This window comes from Paraburkholderia sp. RL17-383-BIF-A (assembly GCF_046028015.1).
In the GTDB taxonomy this organism is placed as follows: domain Bacteria; phylum Pseudomonadota; class Gammaproteobacteria; order Burkholderiales; family Burkholderiaceae; genus Paraburkholderia.
This window is the reverse complement of sequence record NZ_JARESR010000005.1, coordinates 279,455-304,840: the sequence shown is the minus strand read 5'-3', so window position 1 is coordinate 304,840 and position 25,386 is coordinate 279,455. Positions and strand designations below refer to the sequence as shown.

Below are 25,386 nucleotides of genomic sequence, written 5' to 3'. Positions count from 1 at the left end.
CCAGTTCAGTCGGCTTCGGGTAGTGCCGGAGCACGGCTGGCGGGCCGCGCTCCGGCTTGGTCTCGCGCTACGTTTTTTGTGCTGTTTCCGAACGTCCTGTTTACTTCTTGCCCAATCCGCCGAGCAGGCCGCCGACGAGCGAGGTCACCGGTGCGAGCGGATTGCCTGTCGTGCCTTTACCCGTGCTGGTCGACAGCGACAGACCGGCGCCCGAGCTGGTGGAGGCGGCCGTGGTCGTCGTAGTCGGCGTGGCGCTCGCCGTGGTCGTGACGCTGCCAAGCGCGCCCGTCACGCTCGTCAGCAAGCCGGTGACCGGAGCGAGCGGGCCGCTGCTGCCGCCTGCCGCGCCGGAGAGGCCGCTCGTCACGCTCGAAAGCAGGCCGGTGACGGGTGCGAGCGGGCTGCCGCCGCTGGCTGCGCCGCCAACTGCGCCGGTCACGCTGCTGAGCACGCCGGTCACCGGAGCGAGCGGACCGCTGTTGGTGCCGCCAGTCAGGCCGCCGAGCGCGCTGGTCAGCGGAGCGAGCGGGCCGCTGCTGGTGCCGCCGGTCAGGCCGCCGAGTGCGCTGGTCAGCGGAGCGAGCGGACCGCTGGTGGTGCCGCCGGTCAGGCCGCCGAGCGCGCTGGTCAGCGGAGCGAGCGGATTGCCGCCGCTGCCACCCGTGAGCAGGCCGCCCACCGAAGCCACTGTCGTCCCGGTGTCGGTCACCGTGTGGCCGAGTGCAGCCGTGACCGGGTTGCCGCCGGTCGCGGTCAACAGCGCGCCGGCTTTGCCGAGACCGCGGCCGACCGCCGAGAGCAGGCCGTTCAGCGGTGCGCCGAGGCCGGTGGTGTTGCCGACCGTCTGCGTGGTCGCGGCGACCATCGACGTAATCGGCGTGATTGCGGTGCTGAGGGTTTGCGTGACTTGCTGGACCGGGCCCGTCGAGAGGGCGGTGGTGAGCGTGCTGCCGCCATTGGTGAGCGCGCCGCCGAGCGTGTTGACGACGCCGCCGAGCGGCGAGGTGATCGCCGACAGCGGAGCGAGCGGGCCGCTGCCGAGGCTCGTCACGAGGTTGCCCGCATCCGTCACCGCGCCGCCGACATGACCTACGACCCCTCCCAGGCTCGAGACCGTCGTGCCGACCGCGTTGCCGCCGGTGCCGAGTTGGCCGAGCCCTTGCGACACCCCGCCGCCGAGCGTGGACACGGCCGCGCCGACTTGCTGGACGATGCCGCCGGCGGCCTGGGTGGTTTGCGAGCTGACGCCGGGCAAGGTCTGCGAGCCGATCACGGTGCCGATGCTGCCGACCGTCGAGCCGACGTCGCTGACCACGCCGCCCGTATTGCCCGCGACCGTGCCGAGCGCGTTGGCGACCGCGGTGGTGCCCGTTCCCGTTCCCGTTCCGTTGCCTGTTCCCGTGCCCGACGTTCCCGAGCCGTTGCTGCCGGTGGTGGTGCCCGAGCCCGAGCCCGAGCCCGAGCCCGAGCCGCCCGAACCCATCGAACCACTGCCGCCACCCGAGGTGGACAGTGTGCCTCCCGCGGAGCCGCTACCGTTGCTGCCGGTGCCGGAACTCAGGCTGCCGGAGCCGCCGCAAGCACCGAGAGAAAGCATCGCAGCTACGCTGGCCGCAATCAGGGTTGCCCGTATCGTCGTGTTGGTCGTTTGAATGTTCATGTCGCCCTCGAATCGCATGTGTTGTTGGATGTTGCTGCGTGCCTATCTCTGCACGAGCCGTGCCATTTCGATTGAGCGATGCGGAGGATTTTCTCGAGGTGTCGCGCCGCGCCTTATCCGATAAGGCTTTGCGAGAAGTTGATGGAATGCGCGCTGAATCAGAATGGGCTCGCAAAATGCGATGCGCGGGGGTGGTTACGCAGGCGGCGTAACGTAACGAGCCGCGCGCGCCGTTACGCTGTACGACGTAACGCAGGTGCGCGAAACGGGTCCGCGCGCTTGAAACGTTCTGTTCAAACAAATAATTAGTGGAGCGAATCTAACTCATGGTTATACCTATGTGCTGCAACGCACGGACTGCCGTTAATCTGATCGAGCGGATAAAACGCACACGTGACGAGCATCGGGGCAGCGAACAATTGCTTAAATATCATTGTTCGGCTATAAAACCCGAAAGCATCGGAGATTGACGAGGGAGGTGGCTTATCGAACAGACAGCTCATAAGCATCCGTTTTACTGACGGCGGCTGCAAGGTGAAGCTACTGCGGTGCAACAAAAGAACCGGGAATGAGAGACCAACGGTTCGCGCACTCGGGTACTCCACCGACCGATGCAGCACGTACACGAATGAAATAAATGAAGTCCGAGGGTTCACATGAAAAAATTCACACAACGTTTTCTGAACGACAACAAAGGCGTGACCGCCATTGAATATGGCCTGATCGCGGGGCTTGTCGTGCTCGTCATCGCTGGGGCGGTGGGGACTGTCGGCTCGAATATCTCGACTGTGATGAACAAAGTCGCCAGCCTGATCACCACGTAATGATCGTCAAGGGCAAACCGTAAGCGTTATGCAAAGCGGTTGGGCGTAGCGGTCGTCGTTCCGGCGGCCGCTCGTTTCGCTGACGTATTACGCATCGCTGAATGATTAATGCGAATTGCATTGCAATTCGCAGGGCGTAGCTTTGCCTGTCGAGCGCGAAATGAATGTTTTCGTTGGCATTATGTTATTTATCGCCTGGGCCGCGGTAGTCGCGATTAGCGATTGCCGCTGGCGGCGTATATCCAATTCGATTGTCGTGGCGGGTTTAGCCGCGGCATTCGGCTGCGCGCTATTTAAATGCGGGCCTTTCGGCATTTCCCCTGCTCACGCGGGTATTGGGGCACTGATTGGTCTCGCTGCGTTGCTGCCGTTTTTTGCGCTCGGTGTCATGGGCGCCGCCGACGTCAAGATCTTCGCCGTGCTGGGTGCGTGGTGCGGTATGCAGGCGTTGCCCGGTCTGTGGATGGCCGCGAGTCTTGCAGCCGGCGTGCATGCGCTCTGGCTGCTGATCAAGACGCGCACGCGGCTCATGAGTCTTGTCCGTCGATCCGGCGCGACCTTCGAACTTGCCGGTAAAGCATCCACGCCGTACGCCGCGTGTCTCACCGTGGCCGCGAGCGGCTGGCTCGTGCTGCATGGCATGGCCGGAGGACTGCGATGAAGCCCGCCACGATGCAGCGCGCATGTTTGCAACACCAACGAATCCATCAGCGCGGAGCGCGGGCGCAGCGCGGTGCCACGGCGATTGAATTCGCCCTGGTGTTCCCGCTCTTCTTCGCGATCCTGTACGCGATCATCACGTTCAGCCTGATCCTCGTGGCCCAGCAGAATCTGACGTTGGCCGCGGAAGAGGGCGCGCGCGCGGCCTTGAACTGGCAGAGCAACACGTCGCTGCAAACCGCGTTGACCAACCGCGGCAATGCGGCCTGCGCGGCGGCCAAGCTGGTGGCCTCGAAACTGGTGCAGGCCATGCAATGCACGCCGTCTTCCGCGACGTGCGGGCCGGGCGGCGCCATGCAATGCGTGAACGTGCTGCTCACTTATAACTATCAGGCAAATCCGATCGTGCCGATCCTGCCGCTGCTGGGAATCGTGGTGCCGAAGTCGCTGACGAGCAGCGCCACCGTACAACTCAATCCGGAGAACATCCAGTGACGCGCGCGCCGGCTCCATGCCTCGTCGTCCGTGAATGCGTGATTGCACGCGCGCACGGCACCGCATCGTTTAACCGAAGCAGCCAATCGTCATGCCGAATCTGACCAGAATTTTTGCCGGTGTATTGATCGTGGTGGCGCTCGTGCTCGGGATGTTCGCGTGGACACTGTCGCGCCGCCCGGCGCCCGTGGCCGTCACGCCCGCCACGCATGCGAGTTTTCCGGTGGTGGTGGCGACCCGCACGCTGACGGCGGGCAAAGCCATTACCTCCGACGATCTGCGCGTGCAATCGCTGCCGATCAATCCGAACGGCGCCTTCACGGAGCCGGCGCAACTGACCGGGCGCGTGCCGAACGCGGAGATCGGCGCGGACTCGCCGGTGCTGGAAAGCCAGTTGTCGTCGGGACTCGCGGAGCGCGTCGAACCGGGCGAGCGCGCGCTCGCCGTAAGGGTGGACGAAGGCAACGCGGTCGGCAACCGTCTGCGGCCGGGCAATTTCGTCGACGTATTTTTTACGCTCAAGCGCGACGGCGGCAGCATGGGGAACGGCGGCGAAATCGACCGGACCCAGGCGCGTCTGCTGATGTCGAAAGTGCGCGTGCTGGCGTTCGGCAACGCCACCGCGAGCGGCGACAGTGCGGGCGATCCGAACGGCATGGTTCGCACGGCGGTGCTCGCCGTGCCGGTCGCCGATGTGGATCGTCTAACGCTCGCCGAGAGCGCCGGCCGTCTGATCTTCGCGTTGCGTAATCCAAAGGATGCCGAAGTAGTCGATCAAAGCGTTTTGCCGGCTTATCCGGGCGTGCTGAAGACGGCGGCCCAGGCGGGCACTGGCGCGCCGCTTCAGGATTCGACCCGCGCCGCAGCCGGCGTGGCGCTCGACACCTTGTCGGGCAGCGTGAACGCTGGCAGCGCCGGCGCCGCCACGCGGCTGCCGCCGCTTCCGCGCGTGCCGCCGACGCGCGTGGCCGGCAATACCAACAGTACAAAGAGCGGTATCGAAGTGATACGGGGTGGGCGCGCCGAGACGGTCGCCTGGTAAAGCAGTTTCAGGGAGCGGGCGGCCGGTCGCGTCCATAACTACATGACAGAACGGATTTTTGTTTTCCGCAAGACGGCGTGGCTGGGGGTGGTCTTGCTGGCCGTATCGGCGGCGACCGATGCAGCGGGGCCGGTGCAGCGCGGGCAAGCGGCACAAGCGGCACAAGCGGGTCAATCGGCCCAGCCAGCGACCGCCGCGCCTGGGCAGACCATTGCGCTGACGGTCGGCGCGCAGCAGCAAATCGCCGTCGGCCACACGCTGCAACGTGTCGCGATCGGTGACCCGTCGGTGGCCGACGTGCTGATCATCAAGGGCGACAAACGCGGTGGCGTGCTGCTGGTCGGCAAGGCCGCGGGCACGACCAACCTGATGCTGTGGGCGCGCGAGCGCGAAGCGCCGCTGCAATACACGGTCGACGTGACCACACCGGCCGCCGCGTCGTTGCTGGGACCCGACACGCCGGCTGTGAAAGTGCTCGGCGGCACGGCCGTGGTGTCCGGCACGTCCGCGACGATGGAGGCTCACCAGCGCGCCGTGGTCGCGGCCGAGGGCTCGCTCGGCAAGGACGGTTCGGTATTCGACACGTCGAGGGTGGCGAGCCGCGCAGTCGTCCAGGTGGACGTGCGGGTGGTCGAGTTCAGCCGTTCGGTGTTGAAGGAAGTGGGCTTCAACTTCTTCAAGCAGAACAACGGCTTCACATTCGGCTCGTTCGCGCCGTCGGCTTTGACTTCGGTGTCGGCGACGGCGGGCCAGGCGCCGAGTCTGACCGGCGTGACGCCGATCTCGTCGGCGTTCAACCTGATTTTCAACTCCGCGACGCACGGGCTGTTCGCGAACCTGAGCCTGCTCGAGAGCAACAACCTCGCGCGGGTGCTCGCGGAGCCGACTCTGGTCGCGTTGTCAGGCCAGAGCGCGAGTTTCCTCGCCGGCGGCGAGGTGCCGATTCCGGTGCCGCAGGCGCTCGGTACGACTTCGATCGAATTCAAGCCGTACGGCATTGGACTCACGCTCACGCCGACCGTCCTGAGCCCGCAACGCATCGCCCTGAAAGTGGCGCCGGAGGCTAGCCAGCTGGACTTCGCCAACGCGGTGACGATCAGCGGCGTGTCGGTGCCCGCGTTCATCACGCGGCGAGCGGACACCACCGTCGAACTCGGCGATGGCGAGAGCTTCGTGATCGGCGGGTTGATCGACCGCGAGACGGCGTCGAATGTCTCGAAGGTGCCGTTGCTCGGCGACCTTCCCGTGATCGGAACGTTCTTCAAACAGCTGAACTACCAGCAGAACGAGAAAGAGCTGGTGATCATCGTGACGCCGCATCTGGTCTCGCCGCTCGCCAAGGGCGCGACCTTGCCGTCGACGCCGGGCGAGCAGTCCGAGCAGCGCAATGGGCCGGTGTGGCGCTCGCTGATCGGCGGCGTGGCGGCGCGCGATTCGTCGCCGGGATTTTCGAAGTGAAGCCGGCAGGCGCTCTTGCAGTGCGCCGGATGAATACAGGGGTGAGCCGGCGTGCGCGCGAACCGCGTGGGCCCGCCGGCAAGCAGTACGACGCGGGGGCTTTGTCGCCTATGCCGCATAAGGAAGTCCAACATGAACGCGAGAACGCATTCATTGACTGAACGGGCGGTCACCGACTATTTCGTGTTCGCGTCGCTAACCGACGAACACGTGCATTGGCTCGCCGATACGCTGGTGGGCGCCGGTGTGGTCGAAGTGGCCACGCTCGATCCGTCGATGCTGACACAGCGCATCGCGACGCTGAATCCGTCGCTGGTGTTCGTCGATTTTTCCTGCGGCCGCGCCGCGGCGGCGAGCGCTGCCGCGAGCGCGGTGCGCACCGCTTATCCCAGCATGCAGATCGTCGCGCTGGGCTCGCTCGCGGAACCCGAAAGCGCGCTGGCCGCGTTGCGTGCCGGCGTGCGCGACTTCATCGATCTGACGGCGCCCCGCGAAGACGCTCTGCGAATCACGCGCCAGGTGCTCGACAACCTCGTCGAGCCGGTTAGCCGCCATGGCCATGTCACCGCGCTGCTGGGCGCGCGCGTCGGCATGGGCGTGAGCACGCTGGCCGCGAATCTTTCAGTGATGCTGCAACGGCGCGACGTCGCGCAGGGCCGGCAAGCCGCCTTGCTCGATCTCGGCCTGCCTGCCGCGGACGCCTCGCTGCTCCTGAATACGCGCAGCGAATTCAATTTCGTCGAAGCCGTGCGCAACCTGCGCCGCTTCGATCAGACTTTCGTGCATACCGCGCTGTCGCACCACGCGAGCGGCCTCGCGCTCACCACGCTGCCGCCGAATCTGGCGGACATGCGCGAGGTCTCGTACTCGTCGTCGATCGGTTTGCTGAGCCGCCTGCGGGCGTTCTTCGACCAGCAGATCGTCGATCTCGGCGGCTTCACCAATGGCGAGTTCATCGCCCATGTCGTGCAGGCCGCCGATGAAACCTGGCTGCTGTGCGATCAGGGCGTGGCCTCGATCGTATCGGCCGTCGGCGTGCTCGACGCGTTGCGCGAAGAGGGCGTGGATACCTCGAACGTGCAGCTGATCGTCAACAAGTTCGACGCCGATCTCGGTCTCGCCGCCGCGCAGATCGCGCAACGTCTGGACATTCCATTGCTCGCCACCTTGCCGGAGCGGCGTATCGCGCTAGGGCAGGCGGTCAATCAGGGGCATCTGCTGGTCGATGTCGCCGCGCGCGATCCGTATGTGCGCGCGCTCGAACCGTTGATCGAGCGGCTCGGCGGCGCCGAGCGCACCGCTTCGCAGGCACGCGGCAAATCGGCTCTCGGCGCGCTCAAGCGCCTCATTCCAACCACTCACAAGCGGTCATAGACGATGGCAAAAGAAATCGAATTTGCCGACGACGCGCCTTCGTTCGCGCATAGCCAGCAGTTCCAGGATATCAAGAACGCGGCGCACGAACATCTGCTCACGCGCATCGAGGAACTCGGCTCCGAGTTCGGCCGCTGGTCGCGTAACGCAATCAACCAGTTCGTCGATCTGGAGATGGACAGCTTCGTCAGGCTGCGCCGCATACCGATCAACGAGAGCGAAGTGCGCCTGATCGCGGAGGCGCTGACCAAGGAACTCGCGGGCTTCGGTCCGATCGAGGATCTGCTCGCCGATCCGGCCGTCGAAGACATTCTGATCAACGGCTACAACGACGTGTACGTGTCGCGCCACGGCATTCTGACGCGCATTCAGGTGCGCTTTGCCGACAACGCGCATCTGCTGCGGATCGTGCGGCGCATTCTCGCGCCGATCGGCCGGCGTCTGGACGAATCGAATCCGATGGTCGATGCGCGTCTGCCGAACGGCGGCCGTGTGAACGTGGTGATCGAGCCGCTCTCGATCGACGGGCCGATCGTCTCGATCCGCAAATTCCGCAAAGATCCGATGCGGCCGGACGATCTGCTCGGCAACGGCACCTACAGTCCGGAGATCGGCGCGTTGCTCGAAGCCGCGGTGGCGGCGCGCTGCAACGTGCTGGTGTCGGGCGGCACGAGCTCGGGCAAGACGTCGCTGCTCAATGCGCTGGCGTTTCATATTCCCGAACCGGAACGGGTCGTGACCATCGAGGACACCGCCGAACTGTCGCTGAACCATCCGCACGTGGTGCGGCTGGAAAGCCGGCCAGGTGGCTTCGACGGCGCGGGCGTCGTGACGATTCGCGACCTGCTGCGCAATACCTTGCGGATGCGGCCGGACCGCATCATCGTCGGCGAAGTGCGCGGCGGCGAGGTGCTCGAAATGCTGCAGGCGATGAACACCGGCCACGACGGCTCGATGGGCACCGTGCACGCGAGCTCGCCGCGCGAATGTCTGTACCGGCTCGAAATGCTGGCGGGCTTCGCGGGCTTCCAGGGCACCGAGTCGAGCCTGCGCCGCCAGATCGCCAATGCGATCGACTTCATCGTGCAGATCGGCCGGCTCTCCAACGGCCGCCGTCGGATCCTCTCGATCACGGAAGTGACGGGGCTGTCCGACAACATCATCGCCACGCAGGAGCTGTACCGCTACGAGCCGATCCTGACCGCCGAAGGCGACGAGCTCGACAACTGGGTCTCGCTCGGCATTCATCCGCACTCGCCGAAGCTGGCGCGTTTCCGCCAGGCGCTGGGCGGCGGCGAGGCAAACAATGCGTTCGGCAACGCGGGATTCGGCGGCGGCTTTGGCGGGTCGGGCGGCGGCTTCGGCGGTGGCGGCGGCGGGTTTGGCGGAGGCTTCAATGTCTAGCGCGGTCCTGGTCTTCGCGGCGCTTGCGCTGCTCTGCGCGGCGCCCGCATTGCTGCTCTGGCAGCGCGGCGCGCAACGCAAAGGCCAGGTGAGCGCGGAACGCTATATCGACAGCCGCATGGCGTCGCCTAACGGGGGTTCGTTTGGCGCGTCCCCCATGGCGGCCGGCGTCGCTGCGGGTGGGATGGGCAGCGGCCCGGCAAGCGGTGCGCGCGGCGGCCCCGCGCGCGCCGTCGTGACGCAGGCCGTGATCGCTCCGCAGGCGCCGTCTGCCGACGCTAGCTGGCTCGAGTATTGGCGTTATCTGCAGGCGCGCGTGCGTTTCATGGTGCGGCACGCGATGGCGCGTGCGGGCATTGCCAATGCAAAAGCGCCGGCCGCGCTCGCGGGCACCGTGGTGTTGCTGCTGTGCGGCTGGGCCGCGCTGGCAGGCGGCGTGCTCGCGGCCGGCGCCGCGTTGATCGCCTGCGTGATGTTCTTCTATTTTCTGTTGACGCTGCGCGTGAACAAACGCCGTCAGCAGATCGTGCGGCAGTTGCCGCTGTTTCTCGACGGCATCGTGCGTCTGATCACGCTCGGCAACAGCGTGCCCGCGGCCTTCCAGGCCGCGATGCAAACCACCGAGGCGCCGCTGCGCGAATGCCTCGACTACGTGTCGCGAATGCTGCGCACCGGCGTGGAGATCGATCGCGCGCTCTCCCAGGTCGCGCTGATCTATGGCGTGCGCGAACTCGAACTGGTCGGCGCCGTGCTGCGTCTGTCGGTCAAATACGGCGGCCGCGCCGACGTCATGCTCGAACGGATGGCCTCGTTCATGCGCGACCTCGAACACGCCGAGCGCGAACTGGTCGCGATGTCGGCGGAAACGTGGCTTTCGTCGTGGGTGCTGGCCATGCTGCCGGTCGGGATCGGCGGTTTCCTCATCCTCTCCAATCCTAAGTATTTCGCGTCGATGTGGTTCGACCCGACCGGCCGGCAACTGGTCTATCTGGCGTTTGCATTGCAGCTGGGCGGGGCCTATCTGCTGTATCGCCTCGCGAACCTGAGGAATTGACGATGCAGACTCAACAACTCGTCGCACTCGCGCTTGCTCTGGCGGCGCTCGGCTTGCTGCTGATCGCAGGCCTCGTGCTGGCGCGCGTGGCGGCGGCGCGGCGCAGCGAACGCACGCTGCGCCACGCGCTGGACGAGCGCGCGCTGCTCGCCGCCGCGGCGGCCCGCAATGGAGAAGGCGCACAGGGTGGCGCGAAGGCGGCAGCGCGCAGCGCTCGGCCCACGGGTCTAAAAGGCTTGCTGGAGCGCTTTGCGCATGCCGGGATTCGCTGGCTCGACACGCCGTTCGGCCGCCAGGTCGTCGCGGAAGAAGATCGCCGGCTGCTCGAACAATGCGGTTTCGTGGATACGCGCACGCGCGGCCTCTTTCTGGTGGCGCGGCTGCTGGGTGCGCTGGTGCTGCCCGTGCTGGTCGCCATGCTGGCGCGCGGTCAGCTGGAGGGGCCGCGCTATGTGGCGCTGGTGATCATTGCCGCGATGGCGGGCTTCATGTTGCCGAAGGTCGTGTTGCGGCGGCGTGCCAGCAAGCGCCGCAACGGTGTGGTCGACGAGTTGCCGTTGCTGGTCGATTTGCTGCGTCTCCTGCAAGGCGTGGGCTTGTCGCTCGATCAGAGCCTGCAAGTGGTGGTCAACGACTTTCGCGGCATGTTGCCGGTGCTCGCCGGCGAGCTGGAGATCGCGCAACGTCAGTTCGCCGCGGGACGCACGCGCGAGCAGTCGCTGAACCGGCTCGCGACGAGTTACGACAACGAAGATCTGCGCGCGGTGATGCGCTTGCTGGTGCAGGTCGACCGGCACGGCGGCGCCGTGCAGGAACCGCTCAAGCAGTTCGGCGACCGGCTGCGGGAGACGCGCCGCGCGATGCTGCGCGAACGTATCGGCCGGCTCGCCGTGAAGATGACAGGCGTGATGATCGTGACGCTGTTGCCCGCGTTGATGATCGTCACGGCCGGACCCGGCGTGCTGGCTGTCCAGCATTCGTTGGGCGCAGCGAAGCACTGAGGATTTGCCATGACTTACAGTCTCCCGTTCGATTCCGTCAAACCGGGCGCCCGTTGCGCCGCGACGCTGGCCGCGCTGTCGCTGCTCGGCGCGTGCGCATCTAAAGACCTTGTGGGTTACGGCGTCGGACCGCAGGCCGAGCGCGCCGTGCTGGCCCAGCAGGCCAATAAGGATCCCGCGCCGGACACGCCCGGCATGTACCTCGGCTTGATCGACCGGATGCAATCTCAGGGACTGTACTTCGCTTCGCTCGCGCATATCGATGCGTACGACAAGCAGTACGGCGCGAGCCCCGACTCGATTCTGCTGCGCGCCGACGCGCTGCGTATGACCGATCAGCCTGCCGCCGCCGTGGCCGTCTACGGACAACTGCTGAAGACGCCGCTCGCCACGCGTGGCTATCGCGGCCTCGGTCTGATCGCCGGCGCGGCCGGCGACTTCACGCGCGCCGCGCAGGAATTTCAGCAGGCGGTCCAGCTCGCGCCGACCGATGCGGCGACCTTGTCCGACCTCGGCTATGCGCGTTTGCGCGACGGCGATGTGGACGGTGCGCGCGTGCCGCTCATGAAGGCGGCCGAACTGGACCCGACCAATCCGAAGATCGTCAGCAACGTGGCGCTCTATCTGCTCGCCAATGGCGACCAGGCGCAGGCGCTGGCCGTGATGAATCAGCAGCAACTCGCGCCGGACGTGCGAGCCGCGATTCGCAGCGACGCGGCGAAAGTGGCCGCGGCAGGGCGTGCGCAACGCGGCGCGCCAGCGCAGCCACAGGTGGGCGCGGGGAGTACGGGCGCGCGCACGGTCGCGAGCGCGCAGGGGATCGAGCCCGCGCCGCGTCTGTTGCAGCGTTTTTCGCAATGAGCGGGCGCGTGGCGACTTCGTGCTGAGGCATCAGGCAATCATGGAGCAACAATGAAAAACAGAATGACGAAGCGGGGTTGGCGGGCGGCAAAGTCGAGCCGGCGGCTGGCGAAGGCCGCGATGGCCGCAATGGCCGGTATGCTGCTGGGCGCGGCCGTTCCCGCGAGCGCGCAGACGAGCGAAACGGAACAGCCGGTTCAGGCTGTGCAACCGGTGGTGCAGGCCAGTGAAGTGGGTCACGCGGCCCGTGCCTGGCTCGACCTGCAGAGCAGCAATACGCAGGCTGCGCCGGCGCTGCCAATGCTCGGCGCCGAAGCCGGGCTGGCCTACCGTCGGTATATGGAATCGTTCAAGAGCAAGATTCCCGATCTGTACGGCTCCGCATTGAATAGCGGCAGCGGGGGCAGCGGCGCGATGGGCGTGAACAGCGGCATCGGCGGAAGTAGCGGTGGCTCGAACTGACATGCGCAAATTGCCTTTCGCCATGCGCCTCGCCGCGCGCAACGCACGTCCGCTGCGCGCGCGGCGCGCGCTCGCGCGCGGTCAGCACGGCGCGGTCGCGGTGGTCGCGGCGATCTGGCTGAGCCTCGCGATCGCGGCGCTCGGCGCGATCGATGTCGGCAACGTGTATTTCGCGCGCAGGCAATTGCAGCGCACGGCCGATCTGGCCGCGATGGCGGCGGTTCAGATGATCGCCTCCTCGGGCGGTTGCGCGACGGCTACCACCGCCGCGCAGCAGAATGCGAGCGCCAACGGTTTCACGACCGGCAGCACCACGACCATCAGCACCACATGCGGCCGCTGGGACACGAGTTCGAGCACGTACTTCGGCACCAGCGGCAACCCGCTCAATGCGGTGCAGGTGACGACGACTCAACGCGTACCGTACTTCTTCGTCGGACCGAACCGTAACGTCTCGGCGACGGCTACCGCGTTCGCCTCCAACATCGACGCGTTCTCGCTCGGCACCGGCATCGCGACGATCAATACGCAACAGTCGGCGCTGTTGAACGCGATCCTCGGCGGTCTGCTGAAAACCAGCGTGTCGCTGAGCGTGGGCGATACGCAGAGTCTCGCGACGGCGCACGTCAAGCTGGACGATCTGAAGGTGGCGCTGGGTGCCGCGACGATGAAGGGACTGCTCGGCACCACGGTGAGTTTTCAGCAACTGATGGTCGCGATGGTCAACGCGCTGCAGGCGGGCGGCGACACCATCAACGCAGCGATTCTGCAGAAGGTGGCCGTGGCCATTCCCGGCGGGCAGAACATTGCGATCGGCGACGGCGGCAAATCGGCCCCCGGACTGCTCGCGCTCGGCCTTGCTAATCCGAATGCCGCGGCGAGTGCGACGATCAACGCGTTCGATGCTTTACTGGTCGCCGCGCAGATCGCGCAGCGCAGCCCGGACGGCAGCCAGGGCAACGCGCCGGTGATCAATGTGGCGGCTGGGCTGGCGGGCGTGGCGGGCATTTCGCTGCAGATCATCAATCCGCCTGTGCTGGCCGTGGGCGAGGGCGGTACGTCGGCCGACGGGACGTATCGGACTCAAGCGCGCACGGCGGTGATCAACGCGAGTGTGAATCTGTTGCCGCTCAACTTGCCGACGATTACGGTGGGCGGCGCGCCATTGCTTGCCGTGACCCTCTCGGCGTTGAGCACGCCTTTGAACATCTCGGTGCAAGCCGCGCCCGGTAGCGCGTATCTGACATCGGTGGATTGCGAGAGCACCAAGGCGGCCACGAATGCCACGATCAAGGTCAAGCCCGGCATCGCTGCGCTTTGCATTGCCGGCGACGCGTCCTGCAGCACGCCGGTCAACGTGGTGTCGTTGTCGGCGGTGGTGCTCGGCGTCACGGTGCCGGCGGGAACGGTTGCGCTGAACCCGATCAAAGCCTCGCTCGATCCGGGCACGCTGACTCCGCTTGTCTTCAACGGTTCGTCGGGCAGTTTCGACGCCAGCAAGAGTGCGAATTCCAACGCTATCGGCAGCGATGGCGCCGTGCTGACCTCGACGTTGCTCAATAGCCTGTCGGGCGCGCTGGTCGTCAATGTCGGCCCTGTCCCGCTGGGTGGCGTCGTGTCACTAATACTTTCGGGCCTGACCGGCATCCTATTGCCCGTTCTCCAACCCGTTTTCAACCTGCTCGACGCAGTCCTCGTCCCGACACTTTCCCTGTTGGGCGTTCAGGTCGGCACCGCCACGGTCCACAACATGTCGCTGACGTGCGGCGTCGCGCAACTGGTCAACTAGCCTATCCAAGATGAGAACCACCACCAAAATCGAGGAACTCGATATCTACGTCTGGGAGGGCAAGGCCGACATCGTCGACCGGGTCGCGCGCTGCATGGCGAGCTTCGATGTCGAAGTGATCCGTGCGGACGATATCGCGATCTCGCCCGAACGGACCGCGCTGCGGCCGTCGCTCGCGATCATCAGCGTCTCGGTGATCGACAGCGGCGCGTTGATCCTGCGCGACTGGCAGGCGGCGCACGGCATCCCCGTCGTGTGGGTCGGCGCCGCGCCGCGCGAACACGATCCGGCCACCTATCCGTCCGAGTACTCGCATATCCTGCCGCTCGACTTCACCTGCGCCGAATTGCGCGGCATGGTCATGAAGCTCGTGCTGCAAATGCGCGCGCATAGCGCGAAGACGCACGAGTCCGACGCGATGATCGCGAACTCGGAGTGCATGCAGGCGCTGCTGCACGAAGTCGATACCTTCGCCGACTGCGACACGAGCGTGCTGGTGCACGGCGAAACCGGCGTCGGCAAGGAGCGCATCGCGCAACTGCTGCACGAGAAACATAGCCGCTACGGGCAAGGCCCGTTCGTCGCGGTGAACTGCGGCGCGATTCCCGACGGGCTGTTCGAGTCGCTGTTCTTCGGGCACTCCAAAGGCTCGTTCACGGGCGCGGTGGTCGCGCATAAAGGCTATTTCGAGCAGGCCGACGGCGGCACGCTGTTCCTCGACGAAATCGGCGATCTGCCGCTCTATCAGCAGGTCAAGCTGCTGCGCGTGCTCGAAGACAGCGCGGTTACGCGTATCGGTTCGGCGACGCCGGTGAAGCTCGACTTCCGGCTGGTGGCGGCGACCAACAAATTGCTGCCGCAACTGGTGAAGGACGGCACGTTTCGCGCCGACCTGTACTACCGCCTCGCCGTGATCGAGCTGAAGATCCCGTCACTCGAAGAGCGGGGCGCCGTCGACAAGATTGCGATCTTCAAGGCGTTCATCGCGCAGATCGTCGGCGCCGAGCGTCTGGCTGCTTTGCCCGACCTGCCGTACTGGCTCGCCGATGCCGTGGCCGACACCTATTTCCCCGGCAATGTGCGCGAGTTGCGCAACCTGGCCGAGCGCATTGGCGTAACCGTGCGCCAGATCGGCGCCTGGGATGCGGCGCGCCTGCAACGCCTTCTTGCGCTGGCGCGCACCAGCCAGCCGGTGCCGGCGGAGAGCGTCGCCGAGGTGCTGGTGGACCGCAGCAAATGGGACATGGCCGAACGTAACCGCGTGCTGGCCGCGCTCGACGCAAACGGCTGGCGTCGCCAGGATACGGCGCTCTATCTCGGCATCAGCCGCAAGGTGCTGTGGGAGAAGATGCGCAAGTACCAAATTTTTGACGAAGAGCCCGAAACACGCGAAAGTGAGTAATAATGAGACGGTTGTACTAAAACAAAAACTGTTCAAGCAGGAATTACATGGACCGAAAGTCGAAACTACGACAGATTGCCTTCGCCGCAGTCATCGCGATGGGGGCAGCGCGGGGTGTCAATGCGCAGGCTCTGCCGGACAGCAGCGCGAGTGCTGGCGCCGTGAGCGGCGTTGTTTCCCAGCCAGGCACGATGGCGGCGTTGCCGGCAACTTCACAGGCGGGACAGGCCCAGACTTCCGCGCTCACGCCCGACGAAGCGAAGCAATCCGCAGCGGGCAACGTGGCGGAATTGCAGCAAATGATCCACGGCTCGGATCTGAGCGAATTGCGCACCACCTATAACGGTAGTTACGGCGCGAGCTTGCTGTTTTACGGCAAGGAAATGACGTACTACGTGGCGCTGTTCCAGCAGAAAAACTTCTGGCGGGTCATCAAGACGCAGGACGCGGCGCGTGCCGACATGATCTACAAGGATTTCGTGCGTCAGACGGTGCAACTGTCGGACGTCGAGATTCGCCGCACGCAACTCGAGGCGCAGAAGGCGTTCACGGAGCGGATGATCGCGCTGTCGCAGGACCGTGCGAACCGCCTGCAAGCGGACCTGGATGTTGCGCGTCAGCAGCAGACCATCGTGGCGAGCCAGCAGCAGCAAACGCGCGCCGAAGCCACGGCGCTCGCTCAGCAGAAAGCTTCCGCGCAAGATCAGTTGCGTGCTGCGCAGCGTCAGGTGCGCGAACTGCAACGCCAGTTGGAAAGCGGTTTGCCCTCACACTGACGGCGATGCTCTGAGGACTGTCGGCTGGGCAGGGCGGCGCGGGATTGGAGATGCCGCCCGACACCTGCCCGCTGTGCTTGCTGCGCAAGCAGCGCATGCCACCCTCGGCATGCGACCTCTGCGATACCTCATCTGACGTGCACGCGCTCAAGGGGCCACGCCTGGCTCACCGCATCTGCGCAGGCGAGCTCAACGTCCACGACATCATTTCGCTGTGCCCACGTGATACATCAGTGCGGCAATTTCTAGCGCCGCTTCTTTCCCTCCGGAGATGCCTCTTTGTCCTCCACGTGATGCGGGTCTCCCGTGTCCACGGCGATCGGATCGCTGGCGGGAAAACTTTCCTCGAGTGCCTCATCGAGCCTGTTGTCCGCGGACTCGGCGGATTCGGCGGGCGTTTTCGTTTCGGCTTTGTGAGTTTCGTGTTGCTTCTTGCTGGTCATGACGTGCTCCGTGAGAAGAGAGTCGGCAATCCAGCATAGCGCAAAGCGGGCGCCGGCGAATATCGGCCGAATGGCTTAGGACTTCGCGCCGTGAGCGTCTGCTTCAAAAGCGCAAGGCGAACGAGCGGGGAGGCGAAGCGGCGTCGTCAATAAAAACTTAAAACCAATGCGCATCAGCTCGTTTTCCGTGTGTCGACGCAAAGCGGCGCGGGAAAAACAAAATCAATCGCCGATCGTGTTGGCCGGAAGACCGCAACGCATGTCGCGAACCGGCAGTGTCGAGCTCGGGAGGAGCGCAACCAGGAACCCGTGAACAACTAGGCAGCGAAAACCATGAACCGGAAAAAAACTGCGTGCGCACAGCGCCTCAACGCGTCACACGTCGTGGAAGCAGAACTGGAACATCTGGATTGGGCAACGAGGCAACCGGCGCAGCGCATGCTGGACGCCTGCTATTGGCGCCGCCGCGTGCTGGCGGTCAAATGCGGATTCGAACTGACAGAACTGCAGGTGATGCGCCTGGAAAAGATCTTGCAGCGGCTCGGCCATTCAACGGAGTAGCCGAGCGCTGTTGCGGCAACTTACTCGGTGCCGCCATTACCGCCATTACCACCATTACCACCATTACCGCCGCCGTTGCCGTTGCCACCGTGACTGCCGCCACCATGGTGGCCGCCGCCATGATTACCACCGTCGCCGCCCGTGCCGAACAAACGACGGCGGCGCGTCACGACCACCGGGCCGTCCGACGTGCTGCTGCTACGATCTGACGCAGGCCGGTCCGAAGACGGCGCGCCATACGACTCGCGCGGTTCACGCGGTTCGCGCGGCTCACGATGATCGCGCGGCTCGCGCGAACCGTGCGGACCGCGCGTGGTGTGTTCGCCGTGCGACGGACGCCCCGCGCGCGGAGCCGGACGCGTGCCGGTGTCGAGCTGGATCGTCGAGATCGCGCGCTTGTAGATGCCTTGCAGGCCGACAGGCGTGCGCAGCATCACCAGATACTGATCGAACGACTCGATGCACCCGGTCAGGCGGATGCCATTGACAAGGTAGATCTCAACGCGCTTTCGTTCTTTGCGCGCGGCGTTCATGAAGTCGTTTTGCGGATGCGATTCTGCGGAAGCCATGGACAATTCAGGTTAGAAAGACGGTTGTTCGCCGCGATTCTACCCTGTGTGGGGGCGGAACGCGTCGGCGGGCGAACTGCGTCCACTATAACGGCTTGTGGACACATAAGCATCTGATAACTATTGACTGTAACGTTGCGTTACGAATCTGCGGACGAATGCCGCATTCTTCCGCCACCCGCAGGCCTTCGCGGCGCGGATGGCGGAAAAAGATAGCGCAGGGCGGCGCCTTCAGCGGAATAAACCACCGGCTGCCGGCGTTATATCAGGCATGGCGGCGCTGCATCGTGCGCGCGGCCGATCGGTTGCACGGTTCGCGCGAGGCGTCCCGGCGCCCATGAGGAGACTCACCATGACACTATCCCGCATTCTCTCCGCCGTTTTCGTCCTGCTGGCGCTCGCGGGCGGCACGCTCGCGACGAGCGCGTGCACGTCCGCGACCGATAGCAGCGCCTCCGGCACGAGTGGTGGCACGGGCAGCGGCGGCGGCTACTGAATGCCTTACGCCGGGTGAGTTTCGAAACTGAAGTAATTTCGTGGCTCCCGCAGTTGCGCCGCTACGCGCGCGCACTGACGGGTGACCGCGCCTGGGCCGACGACCTCGTGCAGGATACGGCGGAGCGCGCGCTCGCGCGCTGGGCGGCTTTCCGGCCGGACAGCAATCTGCGCGCGTGGCTGCTGACGATCCTGCGGCATCTCTACATCGACCAGTTGCGCGGCCGCCGCGAGATTGCCGTCGACGAAGAGAGCGCGCCGTGGCGCAATCTCGAAGCGCCTCAGGGTGAAGTCGACGGGCTCGTGCTGCGCGATCTGCAGCGCGCGCTGTATTGTCTGCCGGTCGAACAGCGCGAAGTGCTGTTGCTGGTCTGCGTGGAGGATCTGTCTTATCAGGAAGCGTCGCGCGCACTCGGCGTGCCGATCGGCACAGTCATGTCGCGGCTGTCGCGCGCGCGCGAACATATGCGCGCGTTGCTGACGGAGGGGCCGGCTCAAGGCCCGGCGCGTAAAACTCCGCCGTTGAAAGTAGTGAGAAACCCGTGATGAATAACGACGACTACGATTCCAGCTTGCCCGAAGGGCTCGACCTGCGAGCGCTGTCGGCGTTTGTCGACGATGAATTGCCGGGCGCGGAGCGCGCCGCGATCGAGGCGCAACTGCACCAGCATCCGCAGGCCGCCGCGCGCGTGGCCGCCTGGCGCGCGCAGAAATCCGCGTTGCGGGCTTTGTGCGGCGCGCCGCCGCGCAGCGAGCGTGATGAGCGCAATCAACGCCGTGCGGACGATGCCGCCGACGAACCGGCCTTCATCGTGTTGCGCCGGAACACGCCATGGTGGCAGCGAGTGGGCGTCGCGGCCTGCTGGCTGGCGGCAGGCGCCGGGCTCGCGCTGGCTCTGGGTCCGCTCGCGCCGCGTCTGACGGGTGGTGCGTGGGGCGGTTTGGGCGGCCAGCCGCCGAGCTTCGCCCAGCGTGCGGACATCGCTTATGCGGTGTACACGCCGGAGCGTCGTCACCCGGTGGAGGTCGCGGCCAGCGAAGAAGAGCATCTGATCAACTGGCTCTCCAAGCGGCTGAACCGGCCGCTCTCGGTGCCGTCGTTGCAGGAGTATGGCTATTCGCTGGTGGGCGGGCGGCTGTTGCCCGGCGAAGCGGGACCGGCCGCGCAATTCATGTACGAGAACGGCAGCGGCGCGCGGCTCACGCTTTACGTCACTGGCACTTCGCGCGACGAAACCGCGTTCCGGCTGTTGCGCGAAGGCAACCGGCGCACCTTCTACTGGATCAACGACGGCATGGGCTATGCGCTCTCCGGGCCGATCGCAGAAGGCAAACTGCGCACCATCGCCATCGACGTGTGCAGCGCGCTCGGCGGCAAACCGGAGTCCTGGCAGTAGCGGTGTTCGCAGACGCGAAACGCCGTCGCGCGGCGCTGCAATACGCGGTAACCGAAACCGCCGGCGTTGCAGCGGCGCAAGCGGAATAGCGTTGCGCGGCGTTTCGTTTACTCGGTGCTGGATCGTGTCGTCCTCGTGTGCGCATGCGCGGCACGGTTTCGAGCAAGGCAAACCGACGGTGTCTTCACGGCGCCGACACGTTTTTTGCGGGTCGCAACGCCGGTGCGTCGAGGCAGCAAAATCATGTTCACATTTCATCTTTTCGGCAGCCGGCTGTTTAGCGCCGCAGCCTGCCTGTGTTTTTGCGCCGCATGCGCGGCACCCGTCGAGGCGCAAGCGGATCCGGTTTCAGCCGATACGTCGACGTGCCGTTTCGTGGTGGGGCAGGCGGAAATCGACGGCGTCATGCAGCAGATCACCGGCCGCGCGTGCCTGCAAGCGGATGGCACGTGGCAGATCGTCGAAGACGATGCCGCTGCGCAGGCCTTGGCGGATGGGCCGGTCTACTACTACGATCCATGGTATTGGGGGCCACCGGTTGTGTTCGGTGTCGGCGTGTCGTTCGTGTTCGTCGACCGCTTTCATCATTTTCATCACATGGATCATGTGCGCTACATGCACGGCGTGCGCGGACCGTATGGCGTGGGCGGCCATGGCGGTTGGCGCGGTGCGCCGCCCACCCGCTCGTGGGGTGGCATGTCGCATGGCGGCGGTGGAATGCGCCGCTAACCCGCTGCCGCTCGCGCGCGCGACGGCCAAGGAGATGCTTTGATTCGCAGCTTGCCGCCGAAGGTATCCGCCGCGCAGTTCGATCGCGCGCTCGCCGCCTGGCGCTCGATTGTCGGCGAGCCGCAGGTGGTCACCTCGGCGGACGGGCTCGCCGCGTATCTCGATCCGTTCGCGCCCGGCGAGCGCGAGGCGTTTTCGGCCAGTGCCGCGCTCTTGCCTGGCTCCGTCGACGAGATTCGCGCGATATTGCGGATTGCCAATCAATTTCGCATTCCGCTGTGGACCGTCTCGACCGGGCGCAACTTCGCCTATGGCGGAGCGGCGCCGCGACTCGCCGGTTCGGTGGTGCTCGATCTGCACCGGATGAACCGCATCATCGAAGTGAACGAGACGATGGGATACGCGCTGGTCGAGCCGGGCGTGAGTTATTTCGATCTGTACGCGTATTTACGCGAGAAAGGCTACAAGCTGTGGGTCGATCCGCCCGCGGCCGGTTGGGGCAGTGTGGTCGGCAATACGCTCGAGCGCGGCTTCGGCTATACGGATTACGGCGATCATGCGGCGGCGCAATGCGGCATGGAAGTGGTGCTGGCCAATGGCGACGTGTTGCGCACGGGAATGGGCGGGATCGAAATCGGCACCGCGTGGCAGTTGTATCAACCGGGCTTCGGCCCCTCGTTCGACGCGATGTTCATGCAGTCGAACTACGGCATCGTCACCAAGCTGGGCGTCTGGCTGATGCCCGCGCCGCCCGCGTATCTGCTGGGCGAAATCCAGTTTCGCCATGAAGCGGACCTCGAAGCGATCGTGGAGACTTTGCGTCCGCTGCGGCTCGATGAAACGATCCGCAATCATGCGGTGATCGAAGGCGGCCTGCGCCGCGCGGCCGGTTTGTCGGCACGCGCGCAGTGGTATGACGGGCCGGGCGCGATGCCCGAGCGCGCGGTGGTCGCCATGCTCGACAAGCTGAACGTGGGCCGCTGGAATCTGCATTTCGCGCTATACGGTACGCCTGAATTGATCGACGCGCGTTATGCAATCGTGCAGCGCGCGTTTGCCCGCATGCCGCAGGCGCGGTTCTCCGCCACGCGCTATGCGGGCGATGCGCAGCCCACGGCGGGCGGCGACCGCAATCTCGCCGGCATTCCCGCGATGAGCGCGTTTCGCATGCTCGACTGGCGCGGCGGCGCGGGCGCGCATGTCGACTTCGCGCCGGTGTGCCCGGCGACCGGGCGCGACGCGTTGCGTCAATACACGATGGTCAAAACGCGCGCCGCGGAGTACGGCTTTGATTACTACGGCGGTTTTACGGCGGGCGCGCGCCATCTGCATCACATCTTCGCGGCGATTTTCGATCGCGACGACGCGAACCAGGTCGAGCAGGCCGGCGCGCTTTTGCGTTCGCTGATGAGCGACGCGCGCGCCGCCGGCTACGGCGAATATCGCGCGCATCTCGCGTATATGGATTTTGCCGCCGCCCAATACAGCTTCAACGACGGCGCCTTGCTGCGCCTCTCGGAAACGATCAAGGACGCGCTCGACCCGAACGGCATTCTCGCGCCGGGCAAGCAGGGCATCTGGCCGGCTGCGTGGCGCGACCGGCGAGGCTACACCTGAGGGCGCGTCTCACGCGCTATGACGACAGGAGCGAACCATGCATCGGCGCACTTTCATGATGACCGGCGCCTGCCTGCCGAGCGTGGCGGGCAGCGCGTGGCCGTGGCTCGCGCATGGCGCGGCGCGTAGCAACATGGTGGCGGTGGTCGATTCGACGCTCGCGCACGGCGTCGCGCTCGCCGAATATGCCGCGCACAGGCAGTGGCCGATTTTCGAAACCGGCGACGATATCGGCGTGCTCTGGTACACGACCCTCGCGCCGCTGCTCGGCGCGACGTCCGCGCGATCGGCGGCGAGGCTGATCGGCCTCACGCGCGCCTCGGATTTCTTCGTCCTTAGCGAATTCGCGACCCGTGCGGGACACCGGGTCGAACGGAGTGACGAGCACGGGACGGGCGCCCACGCGCAACCGGTCCATGTCGCCTTCGCGTTCGCGCCGCGCTAGAACCTGTACGCCTTGTTCTTCGGATCGAACGTCGAATCGTCGAAGGTTTTCGGCGTGATGGTTTCGAACACGATCCGCTCGAAGATATTGCCGTTGTTGTCGTAAGACTCGACGGAGCGGAAATACGGGTGCCGCAGATCGAGGCCGAGCGTCTCTTTTTTCGCGTAGAACTGCGGTTGGCCGTTCGGCGTCTCGAAGGTGAAGGCCACCACGCGCACGCCGTCGATGGTTTTCACGTTTATCGTGGTCGAGCGCGGCAAGCCGGCCTCGGCGTATTTCTTGCCCTCGGCGAGGTACTGATTCGCAATGTATTCGGTACCGAGATCGCGCACGTCATGGTTCGACTGCGCGCGGGCGAGGACGCCGTGCAGTGAGGTCCACAACGGCATCACGTTCAGGATGCCGCCCAGGTGTCCGTACATTTCGTCGGTCCGCCTGGACTCGTCGTAGATGACTTCCTGGCCTGCGCGCGCGCCGTCAGGCAGCCACTTCGCGTAGATTCGCAGCGGGTCGCGCGCGAGGCGCACCAGCATGTGATCGGGCTTATCGGGCCATTGGCCGTGAATGCGTTCCGAACGCAACATGGTGAACTCGTACGACGGATAACCGTTCGGCCCTTCCTTGATATAGCGCGGCAACGCGAGCGGATCGAGCGACTGGAATAGCGCGACCAGTTGCGCGTCGTCGAGCTTTTCCATGGCGCCGCTTTGCTGTGCGGCACGCAGCCATTTGACCTGCTGATCCAGCGTGAGCTTGCCGACCTGCGAGGACGGCGTGGCCGGCGCCTTGACGGCGCTGACAGTATCGAGCGCGGGCGGCGTATCGTCGTTTTGCGCGAATGCGTGAGGCGTGGCCAGCGCGACCGCGCTCGCCACGAGCGCCGCGAGCAGCAGTTTGCGCGACGGCGCGCTTTGCAACGGCGCATGGAGCGACGCCCGTATACCGGCGGCCTGCGTCGAAACACGGGGGAGAGGCATGAAGGCCGACGTGCGGCATGAGCGTGCGGACATGCGGTGCTTCATGAATCTCTCCGTAAGGTGACGCGAGGCGCAATCCCAGTCAGGCAGGCTTTTGCTTCGCGAGTTCCTCGTCTCGGAGCGCGCGGCGCAGAATTTTGCCCACGTTGGTTTGCGGCAGCTCGTCGCGGAACTCGACGAGCTTCGGCACCTTATAGCCTGTCAGGTTCTTGCGGCAGTGGGCAATCACCTGTTCGGCCGTCAGCGAAGCATTGCGCTTGACGATGAACACCTTCACCCGTTCGCCCTGTGCGGCGTCGGGCACGCCGATGGCCGCCACTTCCCGCACGTCCGGATGCGCGGCGATCACGTCTTCGATTTCGTTCGGATAGACGTTGAAGCCCGACACCAGGATCATGTCCTTCTTCCGGTCGATCAGGCGGATATAGCCGCGCGAATCCATCACGCCGATGTCGCCCGTGGCGAGCCAGCCGTCGTTGTCGATCACCTTGGCGGTTTCGTCCGGGCGGTTCCAGTAGCCTTTCATCACCTGCGGCCCCTTCACGCACAATTCGCCCGCCTCGCCGATGTTCGCCCAACTGCCGTCGTCTTTCCTGAAACGCACGTGGGTGGACGGCGCGGGCAAACCGATCGAGCCTTCGAAGTCACGCATGTTGTTCAGATCGACCGGATTCATCGACACGATCGGCGAGCATTCGGTCAACCCATATCCCTCGATGATCGGCTTGCCGGTCACCGCCTTGAAGCGCTCGGCCACCGATTTCTGCGTGGCCATGCCGCCCGCCATGGCGAGCTTCAGATTTGAGAAGTCGCGCTTGCAGAACTCCTCGTTTTCGAGGAAGGCGTTGTAGAGCGTATTCACGGCCGTCATACCGGTGAATTTCTCGTGACGGATGATCATCATCACGCGTTTCATGTCGCGCGGATTGGCGATCAGAATGTTGCGCCCGCCCAGCCCCATGAAGATCAGCGCGTTCACGGTCAATGAATAGATGTGGTAGAGCGGCAGCGGCGTGAGCACGGTTTCGATGTCGCCGGTCAGTTGACCTTCGGACCATGCTTTCGCCTGCAGCAGATTGGCGATGATGTTCTTGTGCGTGAGCATCGCGCCCTTGGCGACGCCGGTCGTGCCGCCTGTGTACTGCAGGAACGCGATGTCCGCATGCGTGGGGTGCACGGGTGTCAGCGGCCGCGAGTAGCCGATCGACAGCGCCTCGAGGAGCGGCACGGCCTTCGGCAGGTTGTACGCGGGCACCATCTTCTTCACGTGCCGGAGCATGAAGTTGAGCAGGCGTCCCTTCAGATTCAGGCCGTCGGCGAGCAGATCGCCGAGACCCGTCACGATGACGTTCTGCACTTTGGTGCCGGGCAGCGCGTCTTCGACCGTCTTCGCGAAGTTCTCGAATACGATGATGGTTTGCGCGCCACTGTCTTTCAACTGGTGCGCGAGTTCGCGCACCGTATAGAGCGGATTCACGTTCACCACCACGCCGCCGGCTTTCAGCACGCCGAACAGCGACACCGGGTACTGGAACGTGTTCGGCAACATGATCGCCACGCGTTCGCCAGGTTTCACGCCGACGCTTTGCAGATACGCGGCGAACGCGCTGGCCTTGCGGCCGAGTTCGCCGTAGGTCAGGTTCGCGCCCACGCTCACGTACGCCACGCGCTCGCGGAACTGCGCAATGCATTCGTCGAAGAACTGCACGACGGATTCGTACTGGTTGACGTCGATGTCGTGCGGCACGTCCGCCGGATAGGACGCGTACCAGATGCCGTCGGTGTTGGGCGCGTGGGTTGCCGCGCTCGGCGCCGCGGAATCCGTGGCGAGCGGGAAAGGGGTTTGAGTGGGCTGCGTCATGATCGTCTCCTCCCATGCAAAGCTTGATGC

At 65.3% G+C, this 25,386-nt stretch carries 26 protein-coding genes; 21 read left to right on the top strand and 5 right to left on the bottom strand.

What is annotated here, in order from left to right:
• Positions 1 to 100: 100 nt before the first annotated feature.
• A complete protein-coding gene (locus P0D71_RS08790; RefSeq protein ID WP_408479743.1) occupies positions 101 to 1,660 on the bottom strand; it encodes a collagen-like triple helix repeat-containing protein in 1,560 nt (519 codons plus the stop codon).
• A gap of 656 nt (positions 1,661 to 2,316) precedes the next feature.
• Here P0D71_RS08790 and P0D71_RS08785 point away from each other — a divergent pair.
• The 14 genes from P0D71_RS08785 (at position 2,317) to P0D71_RS08720 (ending at position 16,262) form a co-directional block, all read left to right on the top strand.
• Positions 2,317 to 2,484, top strand: coding sequence for a Flp family type IVb pilin (locus P0D71_RS08785; protein ID WP_091794848.1), 168 nt, complete (start codon positions 2,317 to 2,319; stop codon positions 2,482 to 2,484).
• Between the two features lie 160 nt (positions 2,485 to 2,644).
• Positions 2,645 to 3,145 carry an A24 family peptidase gene (locus P0D71_RS08780; protein WP_091800584.1) on the top strand — a complete coding sequence of 167 codons (501 nt, stop codon included), beginning with the start codon at positions 2,645 to 2,647 and terminating at the stop codon, positions 3,143 to 3,145.
• On the top strand, positions 3,142 to 3,639 hold the full coding sequence (locus P0D71_RS08775) for a TadE/TadG family type IV pilus assembly protein (protein ID WP_408479742.1): 498 nt from the start codon (positions 3,142 to 3,144) through the stop codon (positions 3,637 to 3,639). Before P0D71_RS08780 ends, P0D71_RS08775 begins: the two co-directional genes overlap by 4 nt.
• Before the next feature lie 91 nt (positions 3,640 to 3,730).
• Positions 3,731 to 4,681 (top strand): Flp pilus assembly protein CpaB, encoded by a 951-nt coding sequence (gene cpaB, locus P0D71_RS08770; protein WP_408479741.1) that lies wholly within the window; start codon positions 3,731 to 3,733, stop codon positions 4,679 to 4,681.
• A gap of 42 nt (positions 4,682 to 4,723) precedes the next feature.
• Positions 4,724 to 6,139, top strand: coding sequence for a type II and III secretion system protein family protein (locus tag P0D71_RS08765; RefSeq protein WP_408479740.1), 1,416 nt, complete (start codon positions 4,724 to 4,726; stop codon positions 6,137 to 6,139).
• A 132-nt stretch (positions 6,140 to 6,271) separates the two neighbouring features.
• On the top strand, positions 6,272 to 7,513 hold the full coding sequence (locus P0D71_RS08760) for a fimbrial protein (protein WP_408479739.1): 1,242 nt from the start codon (positions 6,272 to 6,274) through the stop codon (positions 7,511 to 7,513).
• A gap of 3 nt (positions 7,514 to 7,516) precedes the next feature.
• Positions 7,517 to 8,917 carry a TadA family conjugal transfer-associated ATPase gene (locus P0D71_RS08755; protein WP_408479738.1) on the top strand — a complete coding sequence of 467 codons (1,401 nt, stop codon included), beginning with the start codon at positions 7,517 to 7,519 and terminating at the stop codon, positions 8,915 to 8,917.
• Entirely contained in the window at positions 8,910 to 9,971 is a 1,062-nt protein-coding gene (locus P0D71_RS08750; protein ID WP_408479737.1) for a type II secretion system F family protein, read from the top strand. The genes P0D71_RS08755 and P0D71_RS08750 overlap by 8 nt, the downstream gene beginning before the upstream one ends.
• Before the next feature lie 2 nt (positions 9,972 to 9,973).
• A complete protein-coding gene (locus P0D71_RS08745) occupies positions 9,974 to 10,972 on the top strand; it encodes a type II secretion system F family protein (RefSeq protein WP_408479736.1) in 999 nt (332 codons plus the stop codon).
• Positions 10,973 to 10,981: 9 nt separating this feature from the next.
• Complete coding sequence (locus P0D71_RS08740) at positions 10,982 to 11,833, top strand: tetratricopeptide repeat protein (protein WP_408343217.1); 852 nt, start codon at positions 10,982 to 10,984, stop codon at positions 11,831 to 11,833.
• A 51-nt stretch (positions 11,834 to 11,884) separates the two neighbouring features.
• Positions 11,885 to 12,295 carry a DUF3613 domain-containing protein gene (locus tag P0D71_RS08735; RefSeq protein WP_408479735.1) on the top strand — a complete coding sequence of 137 codons (411 nt, stop codon included), beginning with the start codon at positions 11,885 to 11,887 and terminating at the stop codon, positions 12,293 to 12,295.
• A gap of 1 nt (position 12,296) precedes the next feature.
• Entirely contained in the window at positions 12,297 to 14,084 is a 1,788-nt protein-coding gene (locus tag P0D71_RS08730) for a TadG family pilus assembly protein (protein ID WP_408479734.1), read from the top strand.
• 10 nt (positions 14,085 to 14,094) lie between these two features.
• Positions 14,095 to 15,486 carry a sigma 54-interacting transcriptional regulator gene (locus P0D71_RS08725; protein WP_091794812.1) on the top strand — a complete coding sequence of 464 codons (1,392 nt, stop codon included), beginning with the start codon at positions 14,095 to 14,097 and terminating at the stop codon, positions 15,484 to 15,486.
• Positions 15,487 to 15,533: 47 nt separating this feature from the next.
• Positions 15,534 to 16,262 carry a DUF2968 domain-containing protein gene (locus tag P0D71_RS08720; RefSeq protein WP_408186008.1) on the top strand — a complete coding sequence of 243 codons (729 nt, stop codon included), beginning with the start codon at positions 15,534 to 15,536 and terminating at the stop codon, positions 16,260 to 16,262.
• Between the two features lie 245 nt (positions 16,263 to 16,507).
• Here the strand turns inward: P0D71_RS08720 and P0D71_RS08715 are convergent, their stop codons facing one another.
• Positions 16,508 to 16,705: a hypothetical protein gene (locus P0D71_RS08715; protein WP_091794806.1), complete on the bottom strand. Its 198-nt coding sequence runs from the start codon at positions 16,703 to 16,705 to the stop codon at positions 16,508 to 16,510.
• A gap of 333 nt (positions 16,706 to 17,038) precedes the next feature.
• Between P0D71_RS08715 and P0D71_RS08710 the strand changes: the two genes are divergently transcribed.
• Entirely contained in the window at positions 17,039 to 17,266 is a 228-nt protein-coding gene (locus P0D71_RS08710) for a hypothetical protein (protein ID WP_091800581.1), read from the top strand.
• Between the two features lie 20 nt (positions 17,267 to 17,286).
• Here the strand turns inward: P0D71_RS08710 and hfq are convergent, their stop codons facing one another.
• Positions 17,287 to 17,835 carry an RNA chaperone Hfq gene (gene hfq / locus P0D71_RS08705; protein WP_408479733.1) on the bottom strand — a complete coding sequence of 183 codons (549 nt, stop codon included), beginning with the start codon at positions 17,833 to 17,835 and terminating at the stop codon, positions 17,287 to 17,289.
• Between the two features lie 352 nt (positions 17,836 to 18,187).
• On the opposite strand from hfq, the gene P0D71_RS08700 reads away from it, so the two are divergent.
• The 6 genes from P0D71_RS08700 (at position 18,188) to P0D71_RS08675 (ending at position 22,518) form a co-directional block, all read left to right on the top strand.
• A complete protein-coding gene (locus P0D71_RS08700; protein WP_408479732.1) occupies positions 18,188 to 18,331 on the top strand; it encodes a hypothetical protein in 144 nt (47 codons plus the stop codon).
• A 14-nt stretch (positions 18,332 to 18,345) separates the two neighbouring features.
• Positions 18,346 to 18,876 (top strand): sigma-70 family RNA polymerase sigma factor, encoded by a 531-nt coding sequence (locus P0D71_RS08695; RefSeq protein WP_091794802.1) that lies wholly within the window; start codon positions 18,346 to 18,348, stop codon positions 18,874 to 18,876.
• Positions 18,876 to 19,727 carry an anti-sigma factor family protein gene (locus tag P0D71_RS08690; RefSeq protein WP_091794800.1) on the top strand — a complete coding sequence of 284 codons (852 nt, stop codon included), beginning with the start codon at positions 18,876 to 18,878 and terminating at the stop codon, positions 19,725 to 19,727. The genes P0D71_RS08695 and P0D71_RS08690 overlap by 1 nt, the downstream gene beginning before the upstream one ends.
• A 243-nt stretch (positions 19,728 to 19,970) precedes the next feature.
• The gene (locus P0D71_RS08685) at positions 19,971 to 20,456 is read left to right on the top strand and encodes a hypothetical protein (RefSeq protein ID WP_408186005.1); all 486 of its coding nucleotides are present in this window, start codon (positions 19,971 to 19,973) and stop codon (positions 20,454 to 20,456) included.
• Positions 20,457 to 20,495: 39 nt separating this feature from the next.
• A complete protein-coding gene (locus P0D71_RS08680; protein WP_408479731.1) occupies positions 20,496 to 22,073 on the top strand; it encodes an FAD-binding oxidoreductase in 1,578 nt (525 codons plus the stop codon).
• Between the two features lie 37 nt (positions 22,074 to 22,110).
• Positions 22,111 to 22,518, top strand: a complete 408-nt coding sequence (locus P0D71_RS08675) for a hypothetical protein (protein WP_408186003.1) — start codon at positions 22,111 to 22,113, stop codon at positions 22,516 to 22,518.
• Here P0D71_RS08675 and P0D71_RS08670 read toward each other — a convergent pair.
• Both P0D71_RS08670 and P0D71_RS08665 read right to left on the bottom strand, forming a co-directional pair.
• Complete coding sequence (locus tag P0D71_RS08670; RefSeq protein ID WP_408479730.1) at positions 22,515 to 23,540, bottom strand: DUF1571 domain-containing protein; 1,026 nt, start codon at positions 23,538 to 23,540, stop codon at positions 22,515 to 22,517. The two genes, P0D71_RS08675 and P0D71_RS08670, sit on opposite strands and share 4 nt — an antisense overlap.
• A gap of 37 nt (positions 23,541 to 23,577) precedes the next feature.
• On the bottom strand, positions 23,578 to 25,356 hold the full coding sequence (locus P0D71_RS08665) for an AMP-binding protein (RefSeq protein WP_408479729.1): 1,779 nt from the start codon (positions 25,354 to 25,356) through the stop codon (positions 23,578 to 23,580).
• Positions 25,357 to 25,386 lie beyond the last annotated feature (30 nt).

Bases quoted from the DNA above. Each gene is read 5' to 3' on its own strand.
- P0D71_RS08665 (WP_408479729.1), bottom strand. From the start codon at position 25,356: ATGACGCAGCCCACTCAAACCCCTTTCCCGCTCGCCACGGATTCCGCG.
- P0D71_RS08690 (WP_091794800.1), top strand. From the start codon at position 18,876: ATGAATAACGACGACTACGATTCCAGCTTGCCCGAAGGGCTCGACCTG.
- P0D71_RS08775 (WP_408479742.1), top strand. From the start codon at position 3,142: ATGAAGCCCGCCACGATGCAGCGCGCATGTTTGCAACACCAACGAATC.
- P0D71_RS08750 (WP_408479737.1), top strand. From the start codon at position 8,910: ATGTCTAGCGCGGTCCTGGTCTTCGCGGCGCTTGCGCTGCTCTGCGCG.
- P0D71_RS08765 (WP_408479740.1), top strand. From the start codon at position 4,724: ATGACAGAACGGATTTTTGTTTTCCGCAAGACGGCGTGGCTGGGGGTG.
- P0D71_RS08670 (WP_408479730.1), bottom strand. From the start codon at position 23,540: ATGAAGCACCGCATGTCCGCACGCTCATGCCGCACGTCGGCCTTCATG.
- P0D71_RS08780 (WP_091800584.1), top strand. From the start codon at position 2,645: ATGAATGTTTTCGTTGGCATTATGTTATTTATCGCCTGGGCCGCGGTA.
- hfq (WP_408479733.1), bottom strand. From the start codon at position 17,835: ATGGCTTCCGCAGAATCGCATCCGCAAAACGACTTCATGAACGCCGCG.
- P0D71_RS08755 (WP_408479738.1), top strand. From the start codon at position 7,517: ATGGCAAAAGAAATCGAATTTGCCGACGACGCGCCTTCGTTCGCGCAT.
- P0D71_RS08735 (WP_408479735.1), top strand. From the start codon at position 11,885: ATGAAAAACAGAATGACGAAGCGGGGTTGGCGGGCGGCAAAGTCGAGC.
- P0D71_RS08720 (WP_408186008.1), top strand. From the start codon at position 15,534: ATGGACCGAAAGTCGAAACTACGACAGATTGCCTTCGCCGCAGTCATC.
- P0D71_RS08700 (WP_408479732.1), top strand. From the start codon at position 18,188: ATGACACTATCCCGCATTCTCTCCGCCGTTTTCGTCCTGCTGGCGCTC.
- P0D71_RS08730 (WP_408479734.1), top strand. From the start codon at position 12,297: ATGCGCAAATTGCCTTTCGCCATGCGCCTCGCCGCGCGCAACGCACGT.
- P0D71_RS08710 (WP_091800581.1), top strand. From the start codon at position 17,039: ATGAACCGGAAAAAAACTGCGTGCGCACAGCGCCTCAACGCGTCACAC.
- P0D71_RS08725 (WP_091794812.1), top strand. From the start codon at position 14,095: ATGAGAACCACCACCAAAATCGAGGAACTCGATATCTACGTCTGGGAG.
- cpaB (WP_408479741.1), top strand. From the start codon at position 3,731: ATGCCGAATCTGACCAGAATTTTTGCCGGTGTATTGATCGTGGTGGCG.
- P0D71_RS08745 (WP_408479736.1), top strand. From the start codon at position 9,974: ATGCAGACTCAACAACTCGTCGCACTCGCGCTTGCTCTGGCGGCGCTC.
- P0D71_RS08760 (WP_408479739.1), top strand. From the start codon at position 6,272: ATGAACGCGAGAACGCATTCATTGACTGAACGGGCGGTCACCGACTAT.
- P0D71_RS08785 (WP_091794848.1), top strand. From the start codon at position 2,317: ATGAAAAAATTCACACAACGTTTTCTGAACGACAACAAAGGCGTGACC.
- P0D71_RS08715 (WP_091794806.1), bottom strand. From the start codon at position 16,705: ATGACCAGCAAGAAGCAACACGAAACTCACAAAGCCGAAACGAAAACG.
- P0D71_RS08790 (WP_408479743.1), bottom strand. From the start codon at position 1,660: ATGAACATTCAAACGACCAACACGACGATACGGGCAACCCTGATTGCG.
- P0D71_RS08675 (WP_408186003.1), top strand. From the start codon at position 22,111: ATGCATCGGCGCACTTTCATGATGACCGGCGCCTGCCTGCCGAGCGTG.
- P0D71_RS08740 (WP_408343217.1), top strand. From the start codon at position 10,982: ATGACTTACAGTCTCCCGTTCGATTCCGTCAAACCGGGCGCCCGTTGC.
- P0D71_RS08685 (WP_408186005.1), top strand. From the start codon at position 19,971: ATGTTCACATTTCATCTTTTCGGCAGCCGGCTGTTTAGCGCCGCAGCC.